The organism is Streptomyces sp. NPDC007162 (assembly GCF_040634175.1).
Classification (GTDB): domain Bacteria; phylum Actinomycetota; class Actinomycetes; order Streptomycetales; family Streptomycetaceae; genus Streptomyces.
This window is the reverse complement of record NZ_JBEYFC010000027.1, coordinates 1-23037: the sequence shown is the minus strand read 5'-3', so window position 1 is coordinate 23037 and position 23037 is coordinate 1. Positions and strand designations below refer to the sequence as shown.

General features: G+C 70.6%; 18 protein-coding genes, 1 tRNA gene and 5 pseudogenes. 8 read left to right on the top strand and 16 right to left on the bottom strand.

The window, feature by feature from the left end; translation table 11 throughout:
• Nucleotides 1–214: 214 nt before the first annotated feature.
• Nucleotides 215–508 carry a hypothetical protein gene (locus ABZ646_RS05540; protein WP_360513222.1) on the top strand — a complete coding sequence of 98 codons (294 nt, stop codon included), beginning with the start codon at nt 215–217 and terminating at the stop codon, nt 506–508.
• A 75-nt stretch (nt 509–583) separates the two neighbouring features.
• Here the strand turns inward: ABZ646_RS05540 and ABZ646_RS05535 are convergent, their stop codons facing one another.
• Both ABZ646_RS05535 and ABZ646_RS05530 read right to left on the bottom strand, forming a co-directional pair.
• The gene (locus ABZ646_RS05535) at nt 584–1279 is read right to left on the bottom strand and encodes an RDD family protein (protein ID WP_360513220.1); all 696 of its coding nucleotides are present in this window, start codon (nt 1277–1279) and stop codon (nt 584–586) included.
• 69 nt (nt 1280–1348) lie between these two features.
• The gene (locus ABZ646_RS05530) at nt 1349–2944 is read right to left on the bottom strand and encodes an RDD family protein (protein ID WP_360513218.1); all 1596 of its coding nucleotides are present in this window, start codon (nt 2942–2944) and stop codon (nt 1349–1351) included.
• A 241-nt stretch (nt 2945–3185) separates the two neighbouring features.
• On the opposite strand from ABZ646_RS05530, the gene ABZ646_RS05525 reads away from it, so the two are divergent.
• Nucleotides 3186–3599, top strand: a complete 414-nt coding sequence (locus ABZ646_RS05525) for an SsgA family sporulation/cell division regulator (protein WP_360513216.1) — start codon at nt 3186–3188, stop codon at nt 3597–3599.
• A gap of 18 nt (nt 3600–3617) precedes the next feature.
• Here the strand turns inward: ABZ646_RS05525 and ABZ646_RS05520 are convergent, their stop codons facing one another.
• Nucleotides 3618–5024, bottom strand: a complete 1407-nt coding sequence (locus ABZ646_RS05520; protein WP_360513214.1) for an FAD-linked oxidase C-terminal domain-containing protein — start codon at nt 5022–5024, stop codon at nt 3618–3620.
• A gap of 92 nt (nt 5025–5116) precedes the next feature.
• Here ABZ646_RS05520 and ABZ646_RS05515 point away from each other — a divergent pair, with 92 nt between their 5' ends.
• Nucleotides 5117–6604 (top strand): hypothetical protein, encoded by a 1488-nt coding sequence (locus ABZ646_RS05515; RefSeq protein WP_360513212.1) that lies wholly within the window; start codon nt 5117–5119, stop codon nt 6602–6604.
• 31 nt (nt 6605–6635) lie between these two features.
• Here the strand turns inward: ABZ646_RS05515 and hppD are convergent, their stop codons facing one another.
• Nucleotides 6636–7784, bottom strand: coding sequence for a 4-hydroxyphenylpyruvate dioxygenase (hppD, locus tag ABZ646_RS05510; protein ID WP_360513210.1), 1149 nt, complete (start codon nt 7782–7784; stop codon nt 6636–6638).
• Between the two features lie 121 nt (nt 7785–7905).
• Here hppD and ABZ646_RS05505 point away from each other — a divergent pair, with 121 nt between their 5' ends.
• The 3 genes from ABZ646_RS05505 (at nt 7906) to ABZ646_RS05495 (ending at nt 9258) form a co-directional block, all read left to right on the top strand.
• Nucleotides 7906–8385, top strand: a complete 480-nt coding sequence (locus ABZ646_RS05505; RefSeq protein WP_358983400.1) for an Lrp/AsnC family transcriptional regulator — start codon at nt 7906–7908, stop codon at nt 8383–8385.
• Between the two features lie 94 nt (nt 8386–8479).
• On the top strand, nt 8480–9058 hold the full coding sequence (locus ABZ646_RS05500; RefSeq protein ID WP_360513208.1) for a helix-turn-helix domain-containing protein: 579 nt from the start codon (nt 8480–8482) through the stop codon (nt 9056–9058).
• A 14-nt stretch (nt 9059–9072) separates the two neighbouring features.
• The gene (locus tag ABZ646_RS05495) at nt 9073–9258 is read left to right on the top strand and encodes a hypothetical protein (RefSeq protein WP_360513246.1); all 186 of its coding nucleotides are present in this window, start codon (nt 9073–9075) and stop codon (nt 9256–9258) included.
• Between the two features lie 74 nt (nt 9259–9332).
• Here the strand turns inward: ABZ646_RS05495 and ABZ646_RS05490 are convergent, their stop codons facing one another.
• The 4 genes from ABZ646_RS05490 to ABZ646_RS05475 form a co-directional block, all read right to left on the bottom strand.
• The gene (locus tag ABZ646_RS05490; RefSeq protein ID WP_360513206.1) at nt 9333–10121 is read right to left on the bottom strand and encodes a S16 family serine protease; all 789 of its coding nucleotides are present in this window, start codon (nt 10119–10121) and stop codon (nt 9333–9335) included.
• 44 nt (nt 10122–10165) lie between these two features.
• Nucleotides 10166–10807, bottom strand: coding sequence for a helix-turn-helix domain-containing protein (locus ABZ646_RS05485; protein WP_360513204.1), 642 nt, complete (start codon nt 10805–10807; stop codon nt 10166–10168).
• A gap of 288 nt (nt 10808–11095) precedes the next feature.
• Nucleotides 11096–12886, bottom strand: a complete 1791-nt coding sequence (locus ABZ646_RS05480; protein ID WP_360513202.1) for a DEAD/DEAH box helicase — start codon at nt 12884–12886, stop codon at nt 11096–11098.
• 194 nt (nt 12887–13080) lie between these two features.
• Entirely contained in the window at nt 13081–14508 is a 1428-nt protein-coding gene (locus ABZ646_RS05475) for an MFS transporter (protein ID WP_360513200.1), read from the bottom strand.
• Nucleotides 14509–14702: 194 nt separating this feature from the next.
• On the opposite strand from ABZ646_RS05475, the gene ABZ646_RS05470 reads away from it, so the two are divergent.
• A tRNA-Cys gene (locus ABZ646_RS05470) sits at nt 14703–14774 on the top strand.
• Nucleotides 14775–15459: 685 nt separating this feature from the next.
• On the opposite strand, the pseudogene ABZ646_RS05465 reads toward ABZ646_RS05470, so the two are convergent.
• The 4 genes and pseudogenes from ABZ646_RS05465 to ABZ646_RS05450 form a co-directional block, all read right to left on the bottom strand.
• Nucleotides 15460–15567 (bottom strand): annotated as a pseudogene (locus ABZ646_RS05465) (hypothetical protein); the annotation flags it as partial.
• A 100-nt stretch (nt 15568–15667) separates the two neighbouring features.
• A complete protein-coding gene (locus ABZ646_RS05460) occupies nt 15668–16609 on the bottom strand; it encodes a hypothetical protein (RefSeq protein ID WP_360513198.1) in 942 nt (313 codons plus the stop codon).
• On the bottom strand, nt 16549–17424 hold the full coding sequence (locus ABZ646_RS05455) for a S8 family serine peptidase (protein WP_360513244.1): 876 nt from the start codon (nt 17422–17424) through the stop codon (nt 16549–16551). The genes ABZ646_RS05460 and ABZ646_RS05455 overlap by 61 nt, the downstream gene beginning before the upstream one ends.
• 280 nt (nt 17425–17704) lie before the next feature.
• A pseudogene (locus tag ABZ646_RS05450) lies at nt 17705–18538 on the bottom strand (site-specific integrase); the annotation flags it as partial.
• Between ABZ646_RS05450 and ABZ646_RS05445 the strand changes: the two are divergent.
• Nucleotides 18539–18631 (top strand): annotated as a pseudogene (locus ABZ646_RS05445) (DNA-binding response regulator); the annotation flags it as partial. It abuts the pseudogene before it with no gap.
• A 29-nt stretch (nt 18632–18660) separates the two neighbouring features.
• Here ABZ646_RS05445 and ABZ646_RS05440 read toward each other — a convergent pair.
• From ABZ646_RS05440 to ABZ646_RS05425, 4 genes and pseudogenes are all read right to left on the bottom strand, one after another.
• Nucleotides 18661–19830, bottom strand: coding sequence for an SUKH-4 family immunity protein (locus tag ABZ646_RS05440; RefSeq protein WP_360513196.1), 1170 nt, complete (start codon nt 19828–19830; stop codon nt 18661–18663).
• A gap of 136 nt (nt 19831–19966) precedes the next feature.
• Nucleotides 19967–20505, bottom strand: a pseudogene (locus tag ABZ646_RS05435) (AAA family ATPase).
• 28 nt (nt 20506–20533) lie between these two features.
• Nucleotides 20534–22843, bottom strand: a complete 2310-nt coding sequence (locus ABZ646_RS05430) for a molybdopterin cofactor-binding domain-containing protein (RefSeq protein ID WP_360513194.1) — start codon at nt 22841–22843, stop codon at nt 20534–20536.
• Nucleotides 22840–23037 (bottom strand): annotated as a pseudogene (locus ABZ646_RS05425) (hypothetical protein); the annotation flags it as partial. The gene ABZ646_RS05430 and the pseudogene ABZ646_RS05425, both read right to left, overlap by 4 nt.

Here is a 23037-nt window from a genome sequence, read left to right as displayed (position 1 = left end):
GACATGGATAACCGGCGCGCATATGCATCCGGTTGGCGAGACCCATGCGACCGTGCGCCCCCTGTGCACCGGTACCGTGGGTTAGGTCACGCTTACCGGTCGTTCCGCTCGGGCACACACGCGAATAGAGTCGAATGGTGGAACGCCCGGAAGCCGGTGAAATGCCAGGCCTGCTCCCCGTCTCACCTCCACATCTCCCGAGGACACGATTGCCATGCCTCGTCCGACCCCGGCACAGCTCGTCTACGGTTCGTGCACCGTGATCTGCTCGACGCTCGCCATGCTGCTGCTGTCACAGACGAGTTCGGGCATCGGGATCGCGGTCATCGCGCTCGCCGCGCTCGGTCTGGGACTGCTGGTGGCCATGACGGTCCCGCTCCCCCGGCCGCGCACGGTCGCCCGGTCCGAGCCCGCCCTTTCCGCACCGCCCGGCGTGCGGGTCCCCGTGCACCGGGAGACCGTGGCCGCCGCCACGGCCGAGCCCGTCCGGGAGCCCACCGCCCCCTGACGCCCGCACCGACGACCGAGAGCCGGCGGGGCCGTGAGACCGACGGCCCCGCCGACTGCCTGTGCGCCCCCTTCGCTATCTCGTGCTGACGACGACCGTCTTCCCGGCCTTGTCGTGCAGCCCCTGCTTGTACGGCTTGTCGAAGAAGCTCCAGCCGCCGCAGATCACCGTCCAGACGCAGGCGCAGCAGAAGGCGAACGGCACCCAGAGCACCAGGGCGCGGACCAGGGAGGTCTGGGTCGAGGGCGTGGCGCCGTCGCTCAGGTTGGCGACCCGCATGCCCAGCCATTTCTTGCCGAGGGTCTGCCCCGACTTCGCGATCAGCAGGGTGTCGTACGCGACGAACAGGACGCAGGCGATGATCGACTGCGCGAGGGACTTGCCGACCGCGACCCGGTCGCTGTTCACCTCGTACTCGCGGACGCCGAAGGCCAGGGTGATCAGCCAGACCACGATGAGCACCAGGATCATGTCGATGATGCGGGCGAGGGTGCGCCTGCCGCTGTCCGCGAGCGGGGGCATGCCGGCGAGCGGATCGGCCGGGTGACCGCCAGGACCGCCGCCACCGTAGCCGCCGCCGTCGTAGGGACCGCCCCCGTAGGGGCCGCCCCCGTAGGAGGGTGGCGGGGGGTGCGCGCCGCCGTACGGGGTGTCGTACGGCGAACCCGCGCCCTGGCCCTCGTCGTTCCGGCCCGGTGGGGGCGGCTTCCTGAACGGGTCCTCTTCCGGCGGCTCTCCGGGACCCGGGGGCGGGGGCGGTTCGGTGCTCATGGCCCGAGTGGAACGCGCGGCGGCCGGGCCCGCATCCGGCGAGCGGCCGTACGGGTCATGCCGTACGGGTCATCCCCCCGCGACGAAGGTGTGCGCCGCCTTGTCGTGCCAGCACTGGTGCCAGGGGCGGTCGAACAGGCACCAGGCGACGCCGACGACTCCGATGCCGAGCAGCCCCGGCACGGTGTACACCAGCCAGCGGCGCAGCGAGACACCGAAGGCCGGCGGCTCGTGGCCCTCGATGTCGCGCACCTCCAGACCGAACAGCTTCTTGCCGAGCGTGCGGCCCCACTTGGCGGTGGGCAGCACCTCGTAGAGGAGGCCGACGACGAGCAGGACGGCGAGCACGATGCCCAGGTACAGGCCCGTGGTGCCGTCGAGCAGCCACACGGTCTCGGTACGCCCTGACAGCTTGGCGGCGTCGATCTTGTCCTGCACGTGGTCGGCGGCCCTGGTACCGAACGGTACGGCGGCGACCGCGGTCACCATGCCGACGAGCAGGCTGTCGACGAGCCGGGCGCCGAACCGCCTGCCGAGCCCGGCGGGGCGGGCCGCCGCCTGGCGTCGGGCGGCGGCCTGGAAGACGTCCTCCACCGGCGGCTTCCAGGGCGCGACCTGCTGGTCACCGGCGAGCTGGTGCACCTGCTGCGGCCACGAGGACTGCCCGCCGCCGGAACCGGCGGCCATGGGGGCGGCGGGCGCGGACTCGGGCCCGGCGGACTGCGGGGGTACGGCGGGGGCGACGGCGGCAGCGGGGCCCGCGGGCAACGGCTGGGCCGCGGCGGCCCGTTCCACGGCGGCCTTCCCGGCACCGAAACCGGGCCGCCCGGGAACGGCCCCGCCGGAAGCACCGGGCGCACCGACGGGCCCCTGCGCACCGAACCCGGCGGAACCGGCCGGACCCCGGCCCCCGAAACCGGCCGCGCCACCCGATCCGCCGGAACCGCCGGGACGCTGACCGCCGTAACCACCCACACCGGAGGCACCACCGGCAGCACCAGCAGCACCGGCACCACTCGCCGCGCTCGCAGAGCCCGCGGCACCCGCGCCTCCGGATCCCGGCGCACCGAACCCCGCCGCTCCGGCACCCGGACCGACGCCCGCCCCGCCGCCGTCCTGGGATCCGGCGCCCTGGGACCCGTTGCCCTGCGATCCGTTGGCCGTCCCACGGTTCGGTGGGGCCTCGTCCCGGATCGGGCGGAAGGTCATCGTGCCGTCGTCCATGGGGGGTCGGGTGCCCGCGGGGCCGACCGTCGGCCTGCGGAAGACGAACGTGCCGCCGGAGTCGAGGTCCCCCTCGTCCGCGGACGGAGTCGTCGCCGTGCCGTCCGTACGGGCGGACCAGCCGTCCGGCTGGGGCGGCGAGCCCGGCGCCGACCGCGGGTCGGTGCCCCAGGCGGCCCCCTCGGCCGTCCAGCCGGAGGCCGCCGGCGGCTGCGGGTCCTCGTCGAAGAAGTGCGGGCCGGTCTCCTCGACGGAGGCGGGCGCCGCGGGCCGGGAGCCGGGCGGCGGGCTGAGCGGTTCACCGGCGGCCGGGGCCGGGCGGCTGGTGCCCGGCACCCACGCGGCACCGTTCCAGTAACGGACGTAGCCGGGGATGGACGGGTCCGGGTAGTAGCCCTCGCGGGGCCGTTCGTCACCGGGTGCCGGAGTTGGGGCGCTCATGTCCGTCGTCCCGTATCTGCTCGGGGGTCGTGTGGGAGCCTCCACATCTATCAGACCCGGGTGCCCGTCACCGCCAGTCCCGCAGGACCCGCCCCTTTCCGGGCAGCCCTGTGCACCCCCTTCACCACATCGGAAAAAAATTTCCCGGAACCCGCGTAATGCGCGCGCCCCCGGCGGCTCTCCACTCGTACGGGCCCGGCACCGGTACCCGTACGACTGATCGAGAGAGGAAACGGACGCCATGCATCACACCGTCGTGGAACGCGAACTGGAGCTGCGGCTCATCCTGTCCCCCGAGCGGAGCATCCCGGTCCCGGCCCGGCTCCGCTACCGCTCCGACGACCCCTACGCCGTCCATGTCAGCTTCCACATCACCTCGGACTTCCCGGTCCACTGGACCTTCGCCCGCGACCTGCTCGTGGAAGGGGTGTTCCGGCCGAGCGGGCACGGGGACGTGCGGGTGTGGCCGACGAAGGCGGAGGGCCGCAGCGTCGTGCTGATGGCGCTGAGTTCACCCGACGGTGACGCCCTCCTGGAGGCACCGACCGCCCAGGTGTCCGCCTGGCTGGAGCGGACGCTGCGCGCCGTGCCGCCGGGGGCCGAGAGCGCGCGGCTGGGGATCGACGACGCGCTCGACCAGCTGCTCGCCCAGTGAGGCCGCCGGCGGATGGGTTCAGAACAGCTTGCCGGGATTGAGGATGCCCAGCGGGTCGAAGACGTCCTTGACGGCCCGCTGCATCTCGACGCCCACCGGCCCGATCTCCCGGGCCAGCCACTCCTTCTTCAGGACGCCGACGCCGTGTTCGCCGGTGATGGTGCCGCCGAGTTCCAGGCCGAGAGCCATGATCTCGTCGAAGGACTCACGGGCGCGGGCGCATTCGTCGGGGTCCCGGGCGTCGAAGCAGACGGTGGGGTGGGTGTTGCCGTCACCGGCGTGCGCGACGACCCCGATGGTCAGCCGGTGCTTCTCGGCGATGCGCTCCACCCCTTCGAGCATGTCGCCGAGCCGGGAGCGGGGCACGCACACGTCGTCGATCATCGTCGTGCCCTTGACCTTCTCCAGGGCGATCAGCGAGGAGCGGCGGGCCTGGAGGAGGAGTTCGGACTCGGCGGCGTCGTCGGCCGGGACCACCTGGGTGGCGCCCGCGGCCTCGCAGAGCCTGCCGAGGGCGGCGAGGTCGGCGGCAGGGTCCGGGGTGTCGAACGCGGCGAGCAGCAGGGCCTCGGTGGACTCGGGCAGGCCCATGCGGGTGAGTTCGTTGACGGCTCGCACGGTCGTGCGGTCCATCAGTTCCAGGAGGGACGGAACGTGCCCGCCCGCCATGATCCGGCACACCGCGTCGCAGGCGGCGGCCGCGGAGGAGAACTCGGCGGCCAGCACCAGCTGCTGCGGCGGCTTGGGCTTCAGCGCGAGCACGGCGCGTACGACGATGCCGAGGGAGCCCTCGGAGCCGACGAAGAGCCGGGTGAGGTCGTACCCGGCGACGCCCTTCGCCGTCCGCCTGCCGGTGGACATCAGCCGCCCGTCGGCGAGGACGACGTCCAGACCGAGGACGTACTCGGCGGTCACCCCGTACTTCACACAGCACAGGCCGCCCGAGGCCGTGCCGATGTTTCCGCCGATCGTGCACGTCTCCCAGCTGGAGGGGTCCGGCGGGTAGCAGAGGCCGTGTTCCTCGACCGCCCGGGAGAACGCGGCGTTGACGACGCCGGGTTCGACGACCGCGACGCGGTCCACCGGCGAGATCTCCAGGATGCGGTCCATCCGGGTCAGGGACAGCGCGATGCAGCCGTCGACGGCGTTGGCGCCGCCCGACAGGCCGGTGCGGGCGCCCTGCGGGACGACGGGGACGCGCAGTTCGGTGGCGACGCGCATGACGTGCTGGACCTGTTCGACCGTGCGCGGCAGCACGACGACGGCCGGGGTGCCGGCCGGGCAGAAGCTCGCCATGTCGTTGGCGTAGGAGGCGGTCACGTCGGGGTCGACGAGCACCGCGTCGGCCGGCAGACCCCCGAGGAGCCGGTCGGTGAGGTTGCTGGTGGCTTCGTCACGAGGCGCTTCGATACGGCTCATGATCACAGCGTCGCACCCGGGGCCATCGGTGTGAACCCCGCCGGGTCCGCCCTTGGGCCGCACGGACGCAGTGGTCGTATTGACGCACAGTGAGCGGCATGTGCGCGCTCGAGAACCGACAGCCCGGGCCCGGTACGTCGCTGCTCGCGGAGCCCGGCCCGCCGCGCCGCGGGCGCCGGGTGCTGCGGCGGCTGCTGGTCGTCGCGCTGGTCTGCGGGGTGGCGGCGGGCGGGACGCTGCTGCTGTGGCCGCGCGAGCCGCACCGCGCCGCCGCACCGCACCCGGCGGCCGGGCCTCCGGTCTTCGCGGGCGCGCGGGCGGCGGCGGTGCAGGCGGCCGTCCTCGACGGCCGGCCGGCCGCGCTGCCCGACCTCACCTCGCTCATCGGCGCCCGGGAGCTACGGGTGCGGGAGCATCCGAAGGACGCGCGGGCCTGGGCGGTGCTGGGGGCCGCGTACGTGGCGCGGGCCCGGCGGACCGACGGGACCGCCGACTACCCGAAGGCCGAGCAGGCGCTGCGGACCTCGCTCCAGGTCGCCCCCAAGGGCAACCCCGAGGCACTGGACGGGCTCGCCGCACTGGCGAACGCGCGCCGGGACTTCACCGACGGCCGGCGGTTCGCGGAGGAGGCGGTGAAGGCGGCGCCGAAGCGGTGGGCGACGTATCCGGCGCTGATCGACGCCTGCGACGGGCTCGGCGACTACAAGGCGGCCCGCGCCGCGCTGGACAAGCTGATGGCGCTGAAGGTGCGGGCGGCGGTGAAGCCGGCCGTGATGGCGCGGGCCTCGGCGGTGTACCGGGACCGGGGCTGGCGTGAGGACGCGGTGGCCCAGGTGACGGACGCGGCGGCGGCCGCGGGGACGCCGGCCGAGCAGGCCGCGTACCTCACCCAGGCCGGGCAGCTGGCCTGGGAGCGCGGCGAACGGGAGGACGCGCTGCGGCACTTCGAGGCGGCCGTACGCCTCGACGCCGACCAGTGGGCCGCGCGCGCCGGGCAGGGGCGGGCGCTGGCCGCGCTGGGCCGCACCCAGGACGCGCTGACCGCGTACCGGGAGGCCCTCGCCCACCGGGCCGCCCCGCAGGTCTCCCTGGAGCTGGCCGAGCTGTACGAGTCGCTGGGGATGGACCGGCAGGCGCACACGCAGTTCGGGCTGATGCGGGCCCAGGTGGAGAAGGAGCTGGCCGCCGGGGTCGACGACGATCTGCTGATCGGACAGTACGAGGCGGACCACGGGGACCCCGAGGAGGGCGTGCAGCGGCTGACCGCCGAGTGGGAGCGGCAGCCCGGCATCGAGGTCGCGGACGCGCTGGGCTGGGCGCTGCACCGGGCCGGCGACGACCAGGAGGCCCTGCGGTACGCCGCCGTCGCCACGGACTCGACGAAGGGCGGCGGGGTGCGCAGCGCCCTGTACGCCTTCCACCGGGGCATGATCGAACGCGACCTGGACGAGGACGCCCCGGCCCGCCGCCACCTCCAGGACGCCCTGCGCGTCAACCCGTACTTCTCCCCGCTGCAGGCCCCGGCGGCGAGATCGGCCCTGGCGGCGCTGGGCGAGGAGCCCCCGGAGGAGCCGCTGCCGGGCTAGCGGCCCCTCCGCCACTCTTCAGGGGTACTCCCTAGAGGTTCCCGCGGCGGTCCTGCTCCCGCTCGATCGCCTCGAAGAGGGCCTTGAAGTTGCCCTTGCCGAAGCCCATCGAGCCGTGCCGTTCGATGATCTCGAAGAAGACCGTCGGGCGGTCCTGGACCGGCTTGGTGAAGATCTGCAGCAGGTAGCCGTCCTCGTCGCGGTCGGCGAGGATCTTCAGCTCGCGCAGGGTGTCGATCGGCACCCGGGTGTCGCCGACCCACTCGCCGAGGGTGTCGTAGTAGCTGTCCGGGGTGTCGAGGAACTCGACACCGGCCGCGCGCATGGTCCGTACGGTCTCGACGATGTCGTTGGTGTTGAGCGCGATGTGCTGGACGCCCGCGCCGCCGTAGAACTCCAGGTACTCGTCGATCTGGGACTTCTTCTTGGCGATGGCCGGTTCGTTGATCGGGAACTTGACCTTGAGGGTTCCGTCGGCGACCACCTTGGACATCAGCGCGCTGTACTCGGTGGCGATGTCGTCGCCGACGAACTCCTTCATGTTCGAGAAGCCCATGACCTGGTGGTAGAAGTCCACCCAGTCGTTCATGCGGCCGAGTTCGACGTTGCCGACGCAGTGGTCCACGGCCTGGAAGGTGCGGCGGGCCGGGGGCTCGACGATCGGGGACGCGGCGGCGAACCCCGGGAGGTACGGGCCGTCGTAGTGGGTGCGTTCGACGAGGGTGTGGCGGGTCTCGCCGTAGGTGGCGATCGCGGCCAGCACCACCGTGCCGTGCTCGTCCTTCAGCTCGTAGGGCTCGGCCACCGAGCGGGCGCCGTGCTCGATCGCGTACGCGTGGGCGCGGCGGGCGTCCGGGACCTCGATGGCGAGGTCGACCACCCCGTCGCCGTGCTCGGCGACGTGCTGGGCGAGGAAGTGGCCCCAGGGGGTGGCGGGCTTGACGACGGAGGTGAGGACGAACCTCGCCGAGCCGTTCTCCAGCACGTAGCTCGCGGTCTCGCGGCTGCCGTTCTCCGGTCCGGAGTACGCGACCAGCCGCATGCCGAAGGCGCTCGAGTAGTAGTGCGCCGCCTGCTTGGCGTTGCCCACGGCGAAGACGACCGCGTCCATTCCCCGGACCGGGAAGGGGTCGTCCTGCCGGACCGTCGTGTCGGGAGTGTGGTGTGTGGTCTGCGTCATGTTCGAAGGGTGAACCGGCCTGACAAGGTGCGCAATAGTTCGCGTTTCGGCTGGACAATATGCTCAGCGGTACGACCGTTTCGGCGGACTTTCTGTACAGGGTGCTCATTCGGAGGCGGGCATGGCGATCGATCATCTGGACGGGCGGATCCTGGTGCTGCTGGCCCGGGAGCCGCGGATCGGGGTGCTGGAGATGTCGCGGCGGCTGGGGGTGGCCCGGGGGACCGTGCAGGCGCGGCTCGACCGGCTCCAGTCGAGCGGGGTGATCCAGGGGTTCGGCCCGCAGGTGGATCCGGCGGCCCTCGGCTACCCGGTCACCGCGTTCGCCACGCTCCAGATCCGGCAGGGCCAGGGACCGGACGTGCGGGCGCACCTGGCGACCGTGCCGGAGGTGCTGGAACTGCACACCACGACCGGCACCGGGGACATGCAGTGCCGGCTGGTGGCCCGTTCCAACGCCGACCTCCAGCGGGTGATCGACCGGGTCGTCGGCTTCGACGGCATCGTCCGCGCCTCCACGGCGATCGTCATGGAGAACCCCGTGCCGCTGAGGATCATCCCGCTGGTGGAACAGGCGGCGGCGGACAGCGAGGGGGGCTGAGCGGGGCGGAGGCGGCATCGGGAGCAGGAGTTGCAAAGAACCGGATGCAAAAGACTCGTTGCAAAGGTCTCTTTGCATGGCTACCCTCGGATGCATGAACGAGCCCGAGGACCCCCAGGTCCGCAATCTCGACGCCCGCTCCCTGCGCGGGCTCGCGCACCCCCTGCGGATGCAGCTGCTCGACGCCCTGCGCTTCGGCGGACCGGCCACCGCCTCCCAACTCGCGGAGAAACTGGGCGAGTCGAGCGGCGCCACCAGCTACCACCTGCGGCAGCTCGCGGCGCACGGCTTCGTCGTGGACGCGCCCGAGCGGGGCAAGGGCCGGGAACGCTGGTGGCAGGCGGCACACCAGGGCCTGCGCTTCGACGACTCGCTGCTCACGCACACCGACCCGGTCGTGCGCGGGGCCGCCGACATGTACCTGCACGAGGTCGCCACCGCCCAGATCAGGAACCTGTCCACCTGGCTGGGCAGCCGCGCCGACTGGCCCGAGGAATGGAACCGCTCCTGGGACATGAGCGGCGCGACGCTACGGCTCACGCCGGAACTCACCGAGGAACTGATCGCGAAGCTGCACGCGGTCGTCGACACCTACCGCGAACTGGCCGTCGAGGACGACAGCGCGGCGCACGTACGCATCCACACGCACCTCTTCCCCATCGAGACGGACTGAGAGGCCCCCCGATGCTGCACCCCGAGACCCACCTCGCCCTGCACCACACCCGCACGGCGGAACTCCACGCCGAGGCCGAGGCCCACCGTCTCGCCGGACAGTCCCGACGCCCCCGCACCTTGCGTACCCGCGTCGGCTGGGCCCTGGTGGAAGTAGGCCTGCGCCTGGCAACACCGGTTCCGGCATCGGCGCCCCTTTAGGGGCGCGGGGCTGTATCGGTGCGCGGCTGCCGCCGCGTGGGCGCGACCAGCCCCCACCCACCTGCCACCGGAACTCAACAGCTGGGAACCTTCTCCCCCTTCTCCAACGCCACCAGGTCGGAGACGGCCCCCTTGAGCGTGGTCACCGGCACCAGCCGCAACCCCTTGGGCAACTCCGCCTTCGCGTCACCGCATTCGTCCTTCGGCACCAGGAACACCGTCGCCCCGTCCCGCCGCGCCGCCTGCGTCTTCAAGGCGACCCCGCCCACGGCCCCGACCGTGCCGTCGGCGGTGATGGTCCCCGTACCGGCGATGTTCTTCCCCCCGGTGAGGTCCCTCCCGCTCCCGTTCCCGTCGAGCTTGTCGATGACCCCGAGCGAGAACAGCAGCCCCGCGCTCGGCCCGCCCACGTCGGCCAGCTTCAGCGTCACCTTGACCTTGCTCGCGCTGAGCCCGAGGTACTTCAGCGCCGCCTGGGCCGCCGCGTCCTGGGACTGCTGCATCTGCTCGGTGTTGTGCTGCTCGATCTCCTTGACGTTGCCGCCGCTCGGGTACACCGAGTCGCGCGGCATCACCGCCCGGTCCGTCCGGAACCAGTTGCCGAGGACGTCGCCCAGCGACACCCGCGCGTCCGGGCCGGTCGCCTCGATCGTGGTCATCCGCAGCTGCCCGCTGGTCGTGCGGGTGGGCGCCCCGGCGACGGTGATCACCGGGGTGCCCTTGTTGTCGCCGAGGACGTTCGCCGTCATCCCGGGCTGGGCCACCGAGAACGGCAGCGGCGCGAAGACAGCCGCACCGAGCAGAGCCACTACGGGAACCGCACAGACGGCGACGGCCTGGAGACGCGTGAGACGTGAGAGCACGGAGTCAATCTAACGTGGCGACCTGTTCAGGCCACCGCCCCGGCTCAGCGCAGCGCCTCCGCGACCTCCCGGGCCGCGTCCACCACCCGCGCCCCGACCCGCTCCGGCACGGCGTCGGCCAGCATCACGACCCCCACGCTGCCCTCGACCCCGGTGACCCCGAGCAGTGGAGCCGCGGCCCCGCTCGCCCCGGCCTCCAGCTCACCGTGGGTCAGGGTGTACCCGGGGTCGTCGCGCGGCGAGAGCCGGGCCGACAGGATCGCCCGCCCGGCGGCCCCCCGGTCCAGCGGGTGCCGGAACCCGGCCCGGTAGGCCACGTGGTAGTCGGTCCAGCTCGGTTCGACCACCGCGACCGCGAGGGCCTCGGCCCCGTCGACCAACGTCAGATGGGCGGTGGCCCCGATGTCCTCGGCGAGCGAACGGAGCGCCGGCAGGGCGGCCTCCCGTACGAGCGGATGCACCTGCCGTCCGAGGCGCAGCACCCCCAGCCCGACCCGGGCTCGACCGCCCAGGTCACGCCGTACCAGCGCATGCTGTTCGAGCGTGGCGAGCAACCGGTACACCACCGTCCGGTTCACGCCCAGTCTGTTGGAAAGCTCGGTGACGGTCAGCCCGTGGTCCGTATCGGCCAGCAGTTTGAGGACCCTGAGGCCCCGGTCGAGCGTCTGAGAGGTCTCCGCGGTCACGACGCCCACTCCTTAAGTGGTGAGGTCGGCAGCCTCCGACGCGGCGGATGCGTCGCCGAGTCCCGTCAGCGACGCGCTTCAGAGGCCGCCGATCGGCAAGGCGGCCCGGCGGCTCCGGACCCAGTCGCTTCACGGCTGCGCTCCGCGGCGGCGCTGCCACGGGGCGTGTGCGTAGCCGGACAGTAGCGAAGTGGGTTCGCTGAGCGGAAGTCTGCGTCCAGAATCCGGTCAGAGACCGGTACGGACCACCTCGGTATGTGCCGTTATATACGCCCCGTGCTCGCGGTGTCACCGCATCCGGGTGGCCCACTCCTGCACCTTGGCGATCCGCTGCCGCAGCTGCCCGGCCGTGGCCTCCGCGCTGGGCGGCCCCCCGCACACCCGGCGCAGCTCCGTGTGGATCACCCCGTGCGGTTTGCCGCTCTGGTGCACATACGCGCTGACCATCGTGTTCAGCTGCTTGCGCAGCTCCATCATCTCCTTGTGGGAGACGACGGGCCGCCGCTCCGCCGGGAGTTCGAGGAGGTCGGCCTCGGTGTCCGGTTTCTTGCGGCTGTGCGCGATCTGCCGGGCCTGCCGCTTCTGCAACAGCAGCTGCACCTGGTCGGGTTCGAGGAGTCCGGGAATGCCGAGGTAGTCCTGCTCCTCCTCGCTCCCCGGGTGGGCCTGCATGCCGAACTCGGCGCCGTCGTAGAGGACCCGGTCGAAGACGGCCTCGGACTCCAGCGCCTCGAAGGCGAACTGCTCCTGCTCGCCGGTGTCCTCGTCCTGCTCCTTGTTCGCCTCCTCCATCTCCTTCTCGGACTCGGCGTACGGGTCCTCCTCGCCGTCCTTCTTCGGCTTGTCGAGGGCGTGGTCGCGCTCGACCTCCATCTCGTTGGCGAAGGTCAGCAGGTCCGGGACGGTCGGCAGGAAGACGGACGCGGTCTCGCCGCGCCGCCGGGACCGTACGAAACGGCCGACGGCCTGGGCGAAGAAGAGGGGCGTGGAGATGGTGGTGGCGTAGACGCCGACGGCCAGCCGGGGGACGTCGACGCCCTCGGACACCATGCGCACGGCGACCATCCACCGGTCGTCACTCGCGCTGAAGTCGTCGATCCGCTTGGACGCGCCGGTGTCGTCGGAGAGGACCAGGGTCGCCTTGGACCCGGTGATCTCGCGGATCAGCTTGGCGTAGGCGCGGGCCGAGTCCTGGTCGGAGGCGATGACGAGGGCGCCCGCGTCCGGGATGCCCTTGCGCACCTCGGTCAGCCGCTGGTCGGCGGCGCGCAGCACGGCCGGCATCCACTCGCCGCGCGGATCGAGCGCCGTGCGCCAGGCCTGGCTGACGGCGTCCTTGGTCATGGGCTCGCCGAGCCGGGCGGCGATCTCGTCACCGGCCTTGGTGCGCCAGCGCATGTTGCCGCTGTAGGAGAGGAAGATGACGGGGCGCACGACGTGGTCGGCGAGCGCGTTGCCGTACCCGTACGTGTAGTCGGCGGCGGAGCGCCGGATGCCGTCCTGCCCCTCCTCGTAGGTCACGAAGGGGATGGGGTTGGTGTCGGACCGGAAGGGCGTACCGGTCAGGGCCAGCCGCCGGGTGGCCGGTTCGAACGCCTCCAGGCAGGCCTCGCCCCATGACTTGGAGTCACCGGCGTGGTGGATCTCGTCGAGGATGACGAGGGTCTTGCGCTGCTCGGAGCGGTTGCGGTGCAGCATGGGCCGCACGCCGACACCGGCGTAGGTGACGGCGACCCCGTCGTACTCGCGGCTGAGAGGTCCGGCGCTGTACTCGGGGTCGAGCTTGATCCCTATCCGCGCCGCGGCCTCCGCCCACTGCTTCTTCAGGTGCTCGGTGGGGGCGACGACCGTGACCTGCTGCACGACGTGGTGGTGCAGCAGCCAGGAGGCGAGCGTCAGCGCGAACGTGGTCTTGCCGGCGCCGGGCGTGGCCACGGCGAGGAAGTCGCGCGGCTGCTCCTGGACGTACTTCTCCATGGCCGCCTGCTGCCAGGCCCGCAGTTTGCTGGCGGTACCCCAGGGCGCCCGGCCCGGGAAGGCCGGGGAAAGGTGGTGGGAGGACGCGGAGGAAGCAGACATAGGTGTGGGCCCGGAGGGCCCTCCGTTGAGGGTGGTGGCGGGTGACGGGCGGGCGGTAGTCACGGTCTCCGTAGTAGGGGGTCGCGAGGGGTACGAGGGTCGGGTGGCTACGTATGACAACCGGGCCACCCTACCGGCGTGCCGCGGGTGTCAACGCGCGGACGAGGCCGGGTCCCTCCCGGGTGGGACCCACGTCACAGATCACGGAGCCGGGTCGTCACCCAGGTCCCGGCGAGCGCCACGCCCGCCATCGGCAGGAACACGGCGGCGAAGGCGGCGGGATGGGATCCGGAGCCCGCTGCCCCGGTCATGCTGCCCCCGCCGAGCCCGGCGAACGCCGCGCCGGTCACGGCGAGCAGCACCACGTTGGACAGGGCGTCGGAGATCTGCAGGGCGGCGGAGTTGGCGCCGGCCTCCTCGGGGGCGGAGAGCCGGAGCATCAGGACGCTGGCCGAGGCGATCACCAGCCCCATCCCGAAACACCCGAAGGCCCAGGCGACGGCGACGATCCAGACCGGCACGGCGGGCAGGAGCACGCTGGGGGCGGTCGCGATCGCCGCGGCGACCAGCACCATGCCGAGGGTCATCAGCCGTTCCCGGTACGGCTGCACGCGCGGCCGCGCCTGCACCCACGAGCCGATCGCCCAGGTCACCCCGCCCGCCGCCAGCGAGAACCCGGCGAGCGTGGGCGACAGCCCCCGCTGGGTGACGAGCATCAACGGCACGAAGGACTCGGCGGCCACGAAGGAACCGGCGGCGACACCGCGCAGCAGCACGACCGAGGGCAGCCCGCGGGCGGCGCGGTACGTCCCGCGGGGCAGCAGCCCGAGCACGGCCGGCCCGAGCAGCGCGGCGCCGACGGCCCCCGGCAGCAGGGACAGCCACCTCAGGTCCTGGGCCGCGTACTGCAGGAGCCCCGCGCCGAGGGAGATGCCGAGGGCGAGCCGGATCCGCCGCCGGTCGAAGCCCTCCTGTCCCCCGCCCGGCACGGGTCCGCCGGCCCGCCGCCGGATCTGCGGCAGCGCGAGCGCCACCGGGAGGACCACCAGAACCGGGATCCCGAGGAACACCCACCGCCACCCGAGCTGCTCGGTGACGGCGCCGGCGGCCAGCGGCCCGACGATGGACGGCACGACCCAGCCGGCGGCGAAGGCGGCCATGATCGCGGGCCGCAGCCGCTCCGGGTAGGCCCGCCCGACGACCACGTACAGCGCGACGATGACCAGGCCGCCGCCGAGCCCCTGCACGGCCCGCCCCAGGACGAACACCCACATGCTCTGGGCGGTCCCGGCGACGACGAGCCCGGCGGCGAAGGCCCCGATCCCGGTCGTCAGCGCCCCGAGCGGCCCCCCGCGGTCCGACCACTGCCCGGCCAGCACCATCCCGAACAGACTGGTCGTGAAGTACCCGGAGAAGGCGAACGCGTACGACGACACCCCGTCCAGGTCCCGGGCCGCGACCGGCATCGCGGTACCCACGGCGGTCGCCTCGAAGGCGATCAGCAGCACGACGGACACGATCCCGACGCTCAACGCGCGGTACGACCGCCCCAGCACACCCTCGTCATCGGCTCTGTCGGCTGTCTCGTGCGCGACGGTGTCGCTCGGCTCAAGGGCGGTCATGCCGACCACGGTAAGGCCCACAACCGGGTTTGGCCCCTGTCGAGAGCTGTACCCCGCCTCGGACCTTGGTCGTAGACCCCGTAGCTCCCCCTGCCCAGCCCTCTTTCATGAACGCCGTATGGCAGTCGCGTTGCACCCCCACGGATCTCCTTGCCCCCCTCCCCCACGCCCCCCTACCTTCAACACACGGACACGGCCGTGTGCCCGAGTGGCTTAGGGACTCGCCTGCAAAGCGAGTTACGTGGGTTCGATTCCCGCCACGGCCTCTGACGCCTGAACAGGCAAAAGGAAGGGCGACACCTCATGCGGGGTGCCGCCCTTTCGGCCGTCCGTCTCAGTTGCCGTCTCATTAGCCGCCTGCCCCTCTCTCCTCTGCGCGCCGTGAACCTGCCAAAGTGTCGCCAAGAAGGGCACCTGGGCTCAGGGCCAACACCGCACAGGCACCGAGGGCTCAGCCATACGCCTTGCTCTGTGCACCGTGCCCTTCAGGACACGGCCTGAAGGCCACTACTACAGCGATCTCGCAAGAGGCGGTTGCGTCAGAACATGCACGAGCAGGAGCCATCATCATTACTGCGCATTCCCCCTCCCTGGTTATCACACCATTCCTCGCACACTACATCACAAGGGTTGCAGTTCACTTCGCCCATCGGCACAATTTCGGCATTGGGGCCGACATTCAACGGGCACTTTGGATACCGTCGAGTGGTCCGATAAACGGACTTCTCTGCCGTGAAGCCAGGCATTCCTATCATTGTCTTCTCCTTCGCGCCGCACTGAAGGTGACCCATCGATTGAGGGTCACAGCGCGTTTCAGGCACGGATCACACGGCTTGATTCCCGCGAGACTGGTGGCCCGCTTGATAGCTTCACCGAGCCCAATCTCTGCGTCACCTACGAAACCGGGGAGACGCACGCGGAATGGTTCCATCGGGGCCTCGACCACAGCAATCACCTATAAAAGTAGGGAGACAACTTGGTGACCAGGAACGGAAATTCCTCCGTTACGTCCACTCGTACAAAATTGGAGGTCGTGACGTCGGTTGCACGGTCAGTGTAATTGAAGACGACATAGCTTCACCGAGCCCAATCTCTGCGTCACCTACGAAACCGGGGAGACGCACGCGGAATGGTTCCATCGGGGCCTCGACCACAGCAATCACCTATAAAAGTAGGGAGACAACTTGGTGACCAGGAACGGAAATTCCTCCGTTACGTCCACTCGTACAAAATTGGAGGTCGTGACGTCGGTTGCACGGTCAGTGTAATTGAAGACGACATCCACTATTGTGCGAGTTTCACCACCCAGACGTGACCGCCGCACGTCCACAGAGCTCAGAGTCTCATTGCGGGCAAGCGCTTCTGCCGCGTCCGCATAAATGCGCGGATAGCAGACGGCAAGATAGTTGAGCGCCCGATGCTCGTTCGTGCCACCCGCATTGTCGGCTATTTGACGCATACGCTCGAACAATTCTAGGGATGAACTACGAAACGTCTCGTCGCGGACTTCGTCTGGCCGAGGTATCGCTCGAACGAGCGACTCGGTATCAAACGAGTATATTTGATCGAAGTACACGATGGGAACGACGAGCCCTCGTGCCATTTCCGGTGACGCCAGTGGACCCCGAACTCCCACTACCACGTCGACATCGTCGCGTCGCGGAGGCGACCGCAACGCCTCAATGAGTACGTCGACGTCTGCCGGGTCGCGCGGCAGAAGCAGGTACGTCTCTAGCGATTCGACAGTCAACACCCATGCAAGCTGACGGGCAAGATAGCGGTTTTCACGGTCAGCAAGGACGGTCCGAAGCACATCGGTGTCAGTGAGTCCCACGGTATCTGACCTGCCGGCCACCTGAGCAAGCTCCTTTTCGACCGCCAGGCTCGGATATTCCGGCTCGATTCTTCCGACAGCGTAAATAAAAGATGTGGCCAGTGGTGAATCAGCACTTCCGCTCAGATCCCCGTGCATCGCCGCCGCAGCAGCAGGCTCGAAAGCATCCTGCCCCAACATTTCCTCCTCGTGCAGTGGCGCGTCCGTTAGCTTGGGAGCCACCAGCGAGGAATCTGTCGTTTCCGAGACGCCAAGTTCGTCGGCCATCTTGGATATCCTCCCGTGTATAGCGCCGCCAACTGGGCATACGCGGTTCTAACATCTAGCATTGGAGGCATAATCACCCTGCCCCGACCCCGAGGCACTAATGCATCCCTGAGCATAACGGCACTAATTCCCGGGAACTTGCTCCACAGTAGTGCAAGCGCTCCCGTTACGATCGGAGCGGCGACACTGGTGCCACTTAGGGTTACCGTACCACCATCGGGGGAAATGCTTGTTACTCCTGTGCCAGGAGCAGCAACCCCGCGACGTGCAGACGTAGCCCCGAGATTTGTCCGCTGGAGCGGCCGTCCGCGCAAATCTGTACCTAGCACGGAAATGACCGCAGGATGCCTAGTGATCGCCGAGCTCCCTATGACCCCCTGGTTACCTACCGCAGCTACAATCACCGCACCTGTTAGAGCTGCGTGATCGAGTGCCTGCCACAAGATTTGGTCACCGCTCGAGGAAATCGACTGCGAACCGATACTTAAATTGATCAACTTTGCACCAGCATCGACGGCCATGATTATTCGTTCCGCTAGCACCTTCGATGATGCCGATGCGCTGCCGCGGAAAATTGGGCAGATGAGAAAGGTGCAACCCGGGCAGATCGCCGGAGCCGCGCCGCCACGACGCGCGCACAGCATGCCAGCGACGAACGTTCCATGTCGACACGCTGAGCTGCTCGCTCCGTCGCAACCAGCGGGTACATCACCAAGTGGGATGAGCCGAGCTTCGGCCAGTTCTGCATGGGCCAAAGCAATCGGTCCGTCGATCAGCCCGACCCTGATTTCAGACCTGCCAATGGTCTGTGCCATGAGCCTGGCCAGTCCCACCATTTCCAGGGGCGCGGAAATTGTGAATGAGCGCATGATTCGTACCCCTACGCTCCGCCTAACCGGCCCGCCACACTGGTGGCTTACCGGCCGCTACAAACTCGAGACTACATCAGGCCCGTCGACTTGGCATCTGGGAGACGAACCGCCAGGCAGCTGTCTCTGTCTGAAGAATGACAGTCGGGCTCCTGCGAGGTGAGAGCGAAATAGTGGCCGTAGGTCGGAGACATCAGAACTTGACCTCCCCGACCAACACACCGCACTAATTCCAGATGAGGCCGTCAACCTGCTTCGCGATGTCAACTCGTACGGCATCCACCATGTGTTGATATCTCGCGGCCATGGCGGTGGTCGACCATCCCATGAGGCCCATGACGGCCCGCTCGGGGACTCCGAGAATCAGCAGCACCGTGGCGGCGGTGTGACGCGCGTCGTGCAGCCGCCCGTTCCGCACCATGGCTTCTGTAAGAAGAGCCTTCCACTCTGACCAGTCCCGGCGATGGGACGGGCTACGGCTGTGCTCGTCCGGGAACACCAGGCCATTCTCTTCCCAGTGCTTCCCTGCCGCTTGCCGCTCCGCTTCCTGCGCCTTGAGGTGGGCACGGAGTAGGTCGACGAGCTGTTCGGGGAGGCCGACCGCTCGGCGGCCGGCGCGTGACTTGGTTGTGGCCAACTCCGGGTTGGTGCGCCGTTTCTGGGGGCAGTACCCGGCGGCCTTGCGTCCGCAGGGCTCCACACACCCATGGGCGTACTGCGGCCGGTGGCGGCTACGCGGGACCACAAGGAACCCACCATCAAGGTCCACGTCATCCCACACCAGGCCGAGCACTTCCCCTTGGCGGAGCCCGAGGGCAAGGGCGAAGGCCCAGCGTGCGGAGTTTCGGTGCCGGTCAGCGGCCTTGAGCAACCGCTGTACTTCTTGGACGCTGTAGGGCTCCACCTCGTACTCCCCCGTCTTCGGCGCCTTGGCCAACAGAACGGGGTTCTTGCCGAGATGGCCACGCCGCACGGCTTCATTGAGGGCGGTGCGCAGAGTGCGGTGCGCCTGATGAGCGGTCGCGGGCTTGCTGCCGTTGGCCTGCATCTTCGCGTAGAACGCCCCTTCGTGTCCCGCATCCTCGCCAAGCTCGGCCTGCGCGACCGGGTGCAGGCCGTCGTCTACGCCTACCGCCGGGGCCTGGTGACCTGACGGACCCGGCGCCGTGACCAGCCGGCCGCCTACAGGACCCCGCCGGCCTCGTCCTGGAACAGCTCCGTCCAGTAGTGCCAGTCGGCGTCGGTCGTGGTGGGCGTGGGGTCGATCGCGGCGAGGGTGCGGAGCATGGTGGCGGCGAGCTGGTCGTAGGCCTCCGTGGTGAGTTCGTGGTGCAGGTGCTCGTCGATGGTGCGCTCGTGGTGGAGGAGCCAAAGCGTGTAGGCGAGGGTGGAGATGTCCGTGTTCAGGGGGTAGAGGGTCGCTTCGGGCTCGGAGAAGTTGAGGATCGCGCCCGTGCCGCCGTCCACGACCAGGCTGTTGTCCTCCACCAGGTAGCCGAGGCGTATGAGACGGTCGGCGTGGGCCGGCAGGCCGTCCGCGGGGAAGCCGCCCGGGTGGATGTCGGTGAAGTACTCGGTGAGGGTGGGGAGCGCGGCGTCCGGGTCGAGGTGGAACAGGACCGCGCGCTCCGGCAGCCCGGTCTCGCGCAGGAAGCGGCGGGTCGGCTCGTGGGTGAGCGTGGGCGGGAAGTCGACCTCCTCGAAGCGGGCCACCCGGCCCTGCCCGAACTCCTGGTCCAGGAGCCGGGCCGGCAGGTCGAGGGTGAGCCCGGAGTCCGTGCCGGGGCCCGCGACGAGGCTGAGGGGGCGGATCAGGGCCGTCGCCTTCCAGTACGGCGGGACCCGTCCTGCGGTGCCTTCCTCGAAGAGCTCCAGGAGCTTGCGGGAGGCCTCGGTCGCCGTCTTGGTGCCGTAGGTCCCGGCGAGGGACGCGAAACGGCCGCGCAGACCCGTCAGTTCCTCGGTGACCGCGGCGAAGCGCAGCAGCGTCTCCAGCGAGGGGGCGAGCGGGCGCGGATCGGCGGGGTCGGCGAGGTGGGCCGTGGTGATCTCGCCCGTGCCGCCGTCGAGGAGGATCGACTCGGCGTCCAGGCCGACCGGCGCGAGCAGCTGCCCTATCACCAGCCGGTCCCGCAGCTCCTCGGCGAGCCGGGACGGGCCGTCGGTGACGTCGGCGAGGGTGCGCAGGCCCGCTGTGCGCAGTGGCTCGAACGTCAGCAGGCCGTCGGTGTCGGGCAGTTCGGAGCCGGTGAGCCAGCTGCGCGTCGGTTCGTGTGTGATGTATCGGTCCAGTTCAGCCTCGGTCAGCGTGATCGCCGCCGCACCGCTGCCGGTCGTGCTGATCGTGCTCATCGCTGCCCCCGCGATCACAGAAGTCCACAAGTTCACGTCGTGTGAGAAGTCGGATGAAAAGTGCGGCGAACCGCGCGTCCCCCACTGCCCAGAACACTACGCCGCCCCACTGACAACGCCCCGCAGAGGAAGGACGTCAGTCGACCCGCGCCCGTTCCGCGTGCGCCAGAATCGCCTCCACCGTCTGGTCCACGGTGAGCCCGGAGGTGTCCAGCCACAGTCCCAACGGCTCGGTGCGCTGCCGGAGTTCCCGGTCCAGATCGGCGATCGTCCACGCGGGCCCGTAGCCGGTCTTCGGCCGTCCCGCCTCCCACTGAGCCACCGTCTCGGGGCTCGGGGCCAGGACCACCACGTGCAGGGGGCGGGTGCGGACCAGGTCGGCGTAGCGCCGCAGCTCCGGCCCGAGCAGCACGTCCTGGACGACCGCGGTGAACCCGGCCTCGGCGTACGCGTCCGCCGTGGCCGCCGACAACCGGTAGCGGAGCCGGAGCTGGGCCGTGGCCTGCGCGGAGGCCCCGGGGATGAAGTCCTCCCGCCCCGAGACGATCATCCGGCGGAAGACGTCGCCGCGGACGTGCGCGGCAGCCGCTCCGCCAGCGCCTGCGCGACCGTCGACTTGCCCGCCGCCTCCCCCACTGCCTGAAGGGCGTGGGAGGTGCCCCCATCCCCTGCGATGACGACGACCCCCTGAAGAGTCACCCGCTCACTGACCGGTGACCACCGCCGCCTGCGGGCGGATCGGGAGGCGGTTGACCGGGCGGCCGGTCGCCGCGCGGACGGCGGAGGCGATGGCCGCGGGGGACGTGACCACCGGTACCGCGCTGACCGACTTGGCGCCGAAGGGGGCGACCACGTCCCGTTCCTCGACCAGCTTGACGATCCGGATGTCGGGCGCGTCGAGGGCGGTGGGGAGGGCGTAGCCGGTGAGGTCGGGGTGGCGGATCAGACCGCGCGGGGTGCGCAGGTTCTCCGTCAGGGCGATGCCCACGCCCTGCGTGACCCCGGCCTCGATGCGGGCGTTGAGCTGTGCCGGGTTGAGGATCCGGCCGACGTCCTGGGCTACCGCCAGCTCCACGACCCGTACCGAGCCCAGCTCGATGTCCACGTCGACTACCGCGCGGATCGCGCAGAAGGCGAGGCCCACGAAGGCGTCGCCCTGGCCCTCGGCGTCCAGCGGCTCGGTGGGGTGCGGACGGCACTGGGCGGTGGCCCACAGCTCCTTGCCGTCCAGCGCCTCGGTGACGGTGGTCGACAGGACGCCGTCGTACGACGTGATCTTGCCGTCGGTGATCTGGAGCAGCTCGGTGGACATGCCGAACTTGTGGGCGAGGGGCTGCAGGAGCTGGGTGCGGACCATCTTCGCGGCGCGTTCCACGGCCCCGCCCGAGACCCAGGTGTGGCGGCCGCGGCAGCCGGGTCCCGCCGGGGGCTGGTCGGTGTCCACGGGGGCCACGTGGACCTCGTCGATCCCGAGCGTCTCCTGGACGATCTGCCGGGCCAGCGTGGTGAAGCCCTGCCCGGTCTCCACGGCCGCGCAGAGCACGGTCGCGATGCCGTCGTGGACCTTGACGGTGGCGGTGGAGACCTCGTCGGCCCCCTCGGCGCCGAGCATGTGGACCATGCCGAGGCCGTAGCCGACGCCCCGGCGCACCGCGCCCGGTTCGCCCGCGCCCTCCGGGCCCCCGGGCAGCAGCCACTCGTCCTCGGGGGCGTCCTTGGGGAGCTGGGGCAGCGGAAAGTCCTGGACCGCCTGGAGGAGTTCGGCGACGGGCGCCGGGCAGGTGACCGTCTGGCCGATCGGCAGGACGTCACCGGTCGCGAGGGCGTTGCGCAGCCGGATCTCGGCCGGGTCCAGGCCGAGCTTCCTCGCCAGCTTGTCCATCTGCGCCTCGTAGGCGGCGCACACCTGCATGGCTCCCTCTCCGCGGACATGGCCGGAGGGCGGGTTGTTGGTGCGCACGGCCCAGCCCTCGATGAAGGCGTTCGGGACGACGTAGGGGCCGCAGGCGAAGGAGACGGCGGCGGCCAGCGACTCGGCGGAGGTGTCGGCGTAGGCGCCGGCGTCGAGCAGGATCTGTGCCTCGACCTTGACCAGCTTGCCCTCGGCGTCCGCGTGGTGGCGGTACCGCAGCAGGGTGGGGTGGCGGTGGGCGTGGCCGAGGAAGGACTCCTCGCGCGTGGCGGTGAGTTTGACCGGGCAGCCGGTCTTCAGGGCGAGCAGGCCGAGCGGCAGCTGGAAGCCCTGGTCCTCGCGGTCGGCGGTGGCGCCGGGCACCCCGGTGACGACGATCTTCACCTGTTCGAGCGACAGGCCGTAGCAGGCTGCGGCCGTGTTGCGGTCGGTGTGCGGGTCGGTGGAGGCCAGGTACAGCTCGACCCCGCCGTCGGGGCGGGGCACGGCGAGTCCGGCCTCGGCGCCGATGGGGGCGGGGTCGGCGCGGCCGATGCGGTACTGGCCCTCGACGACGATCTCGCCGGCCGCGTCGGGGTCGCCGTGGCGCAGCGGGATGTGCCGGATCAGGTTGCCGTCGGGGTGCAGCGGCTCCGCCTCGAAGGCCTGCTCGGGGTCGATGACCGGGTCGAGGACCTCGTACTCGACGATGACGGCGGCGGCGGCCATGCGGGCGGTGTCGGGGTGGTCGGCGGCGACGGCCGCGATGGGCTCGCCGTGGTGCCGTACCACCTCCGAGGCGAACACCGGGCGGTCCGGGGTGCCGCGGCCGTGGCGCGGGGTGCCGGGGACGTCCTCGTGGGTGATGACGGCCCGTACGCCGGGCATCTCGCGCGCGTGGCTGGTGTCGATCGACACGATGCGCGCGTGCGGGTGCGGGGAGCGCAGTACGGCCGCCCACAGCAGGCCCTCGGCCCACAGGTCGGCCGCGTACGGGAAGGTGCCCTCGGTCTTCGCGCGCGCGTCCGCGGGCGACAGCGACACGCCGAGGCCGTGCGGCGGCTCCGGTGCGGGGGCGGGGGCCTCCGCGGCGGTGGTCGTGGTGACGGTCTCGTTGGTCACGCCTGGCCTCCGTCCGGGCCGTAGGGCTGGTCGTCGTAGCTCTGGCTCTGCTCGGCCGGCGACTGGTTGCCGCCGAACGACTGGTTGCCGCCGAACGTCTGGTCACCGCCGAAGGACTGGTCACCGAACGACTGGTTGCCGCCGAAGGACTGGTCACCGCCGAACGACTGGTTGCCGCCGAAGGACTGGTCACC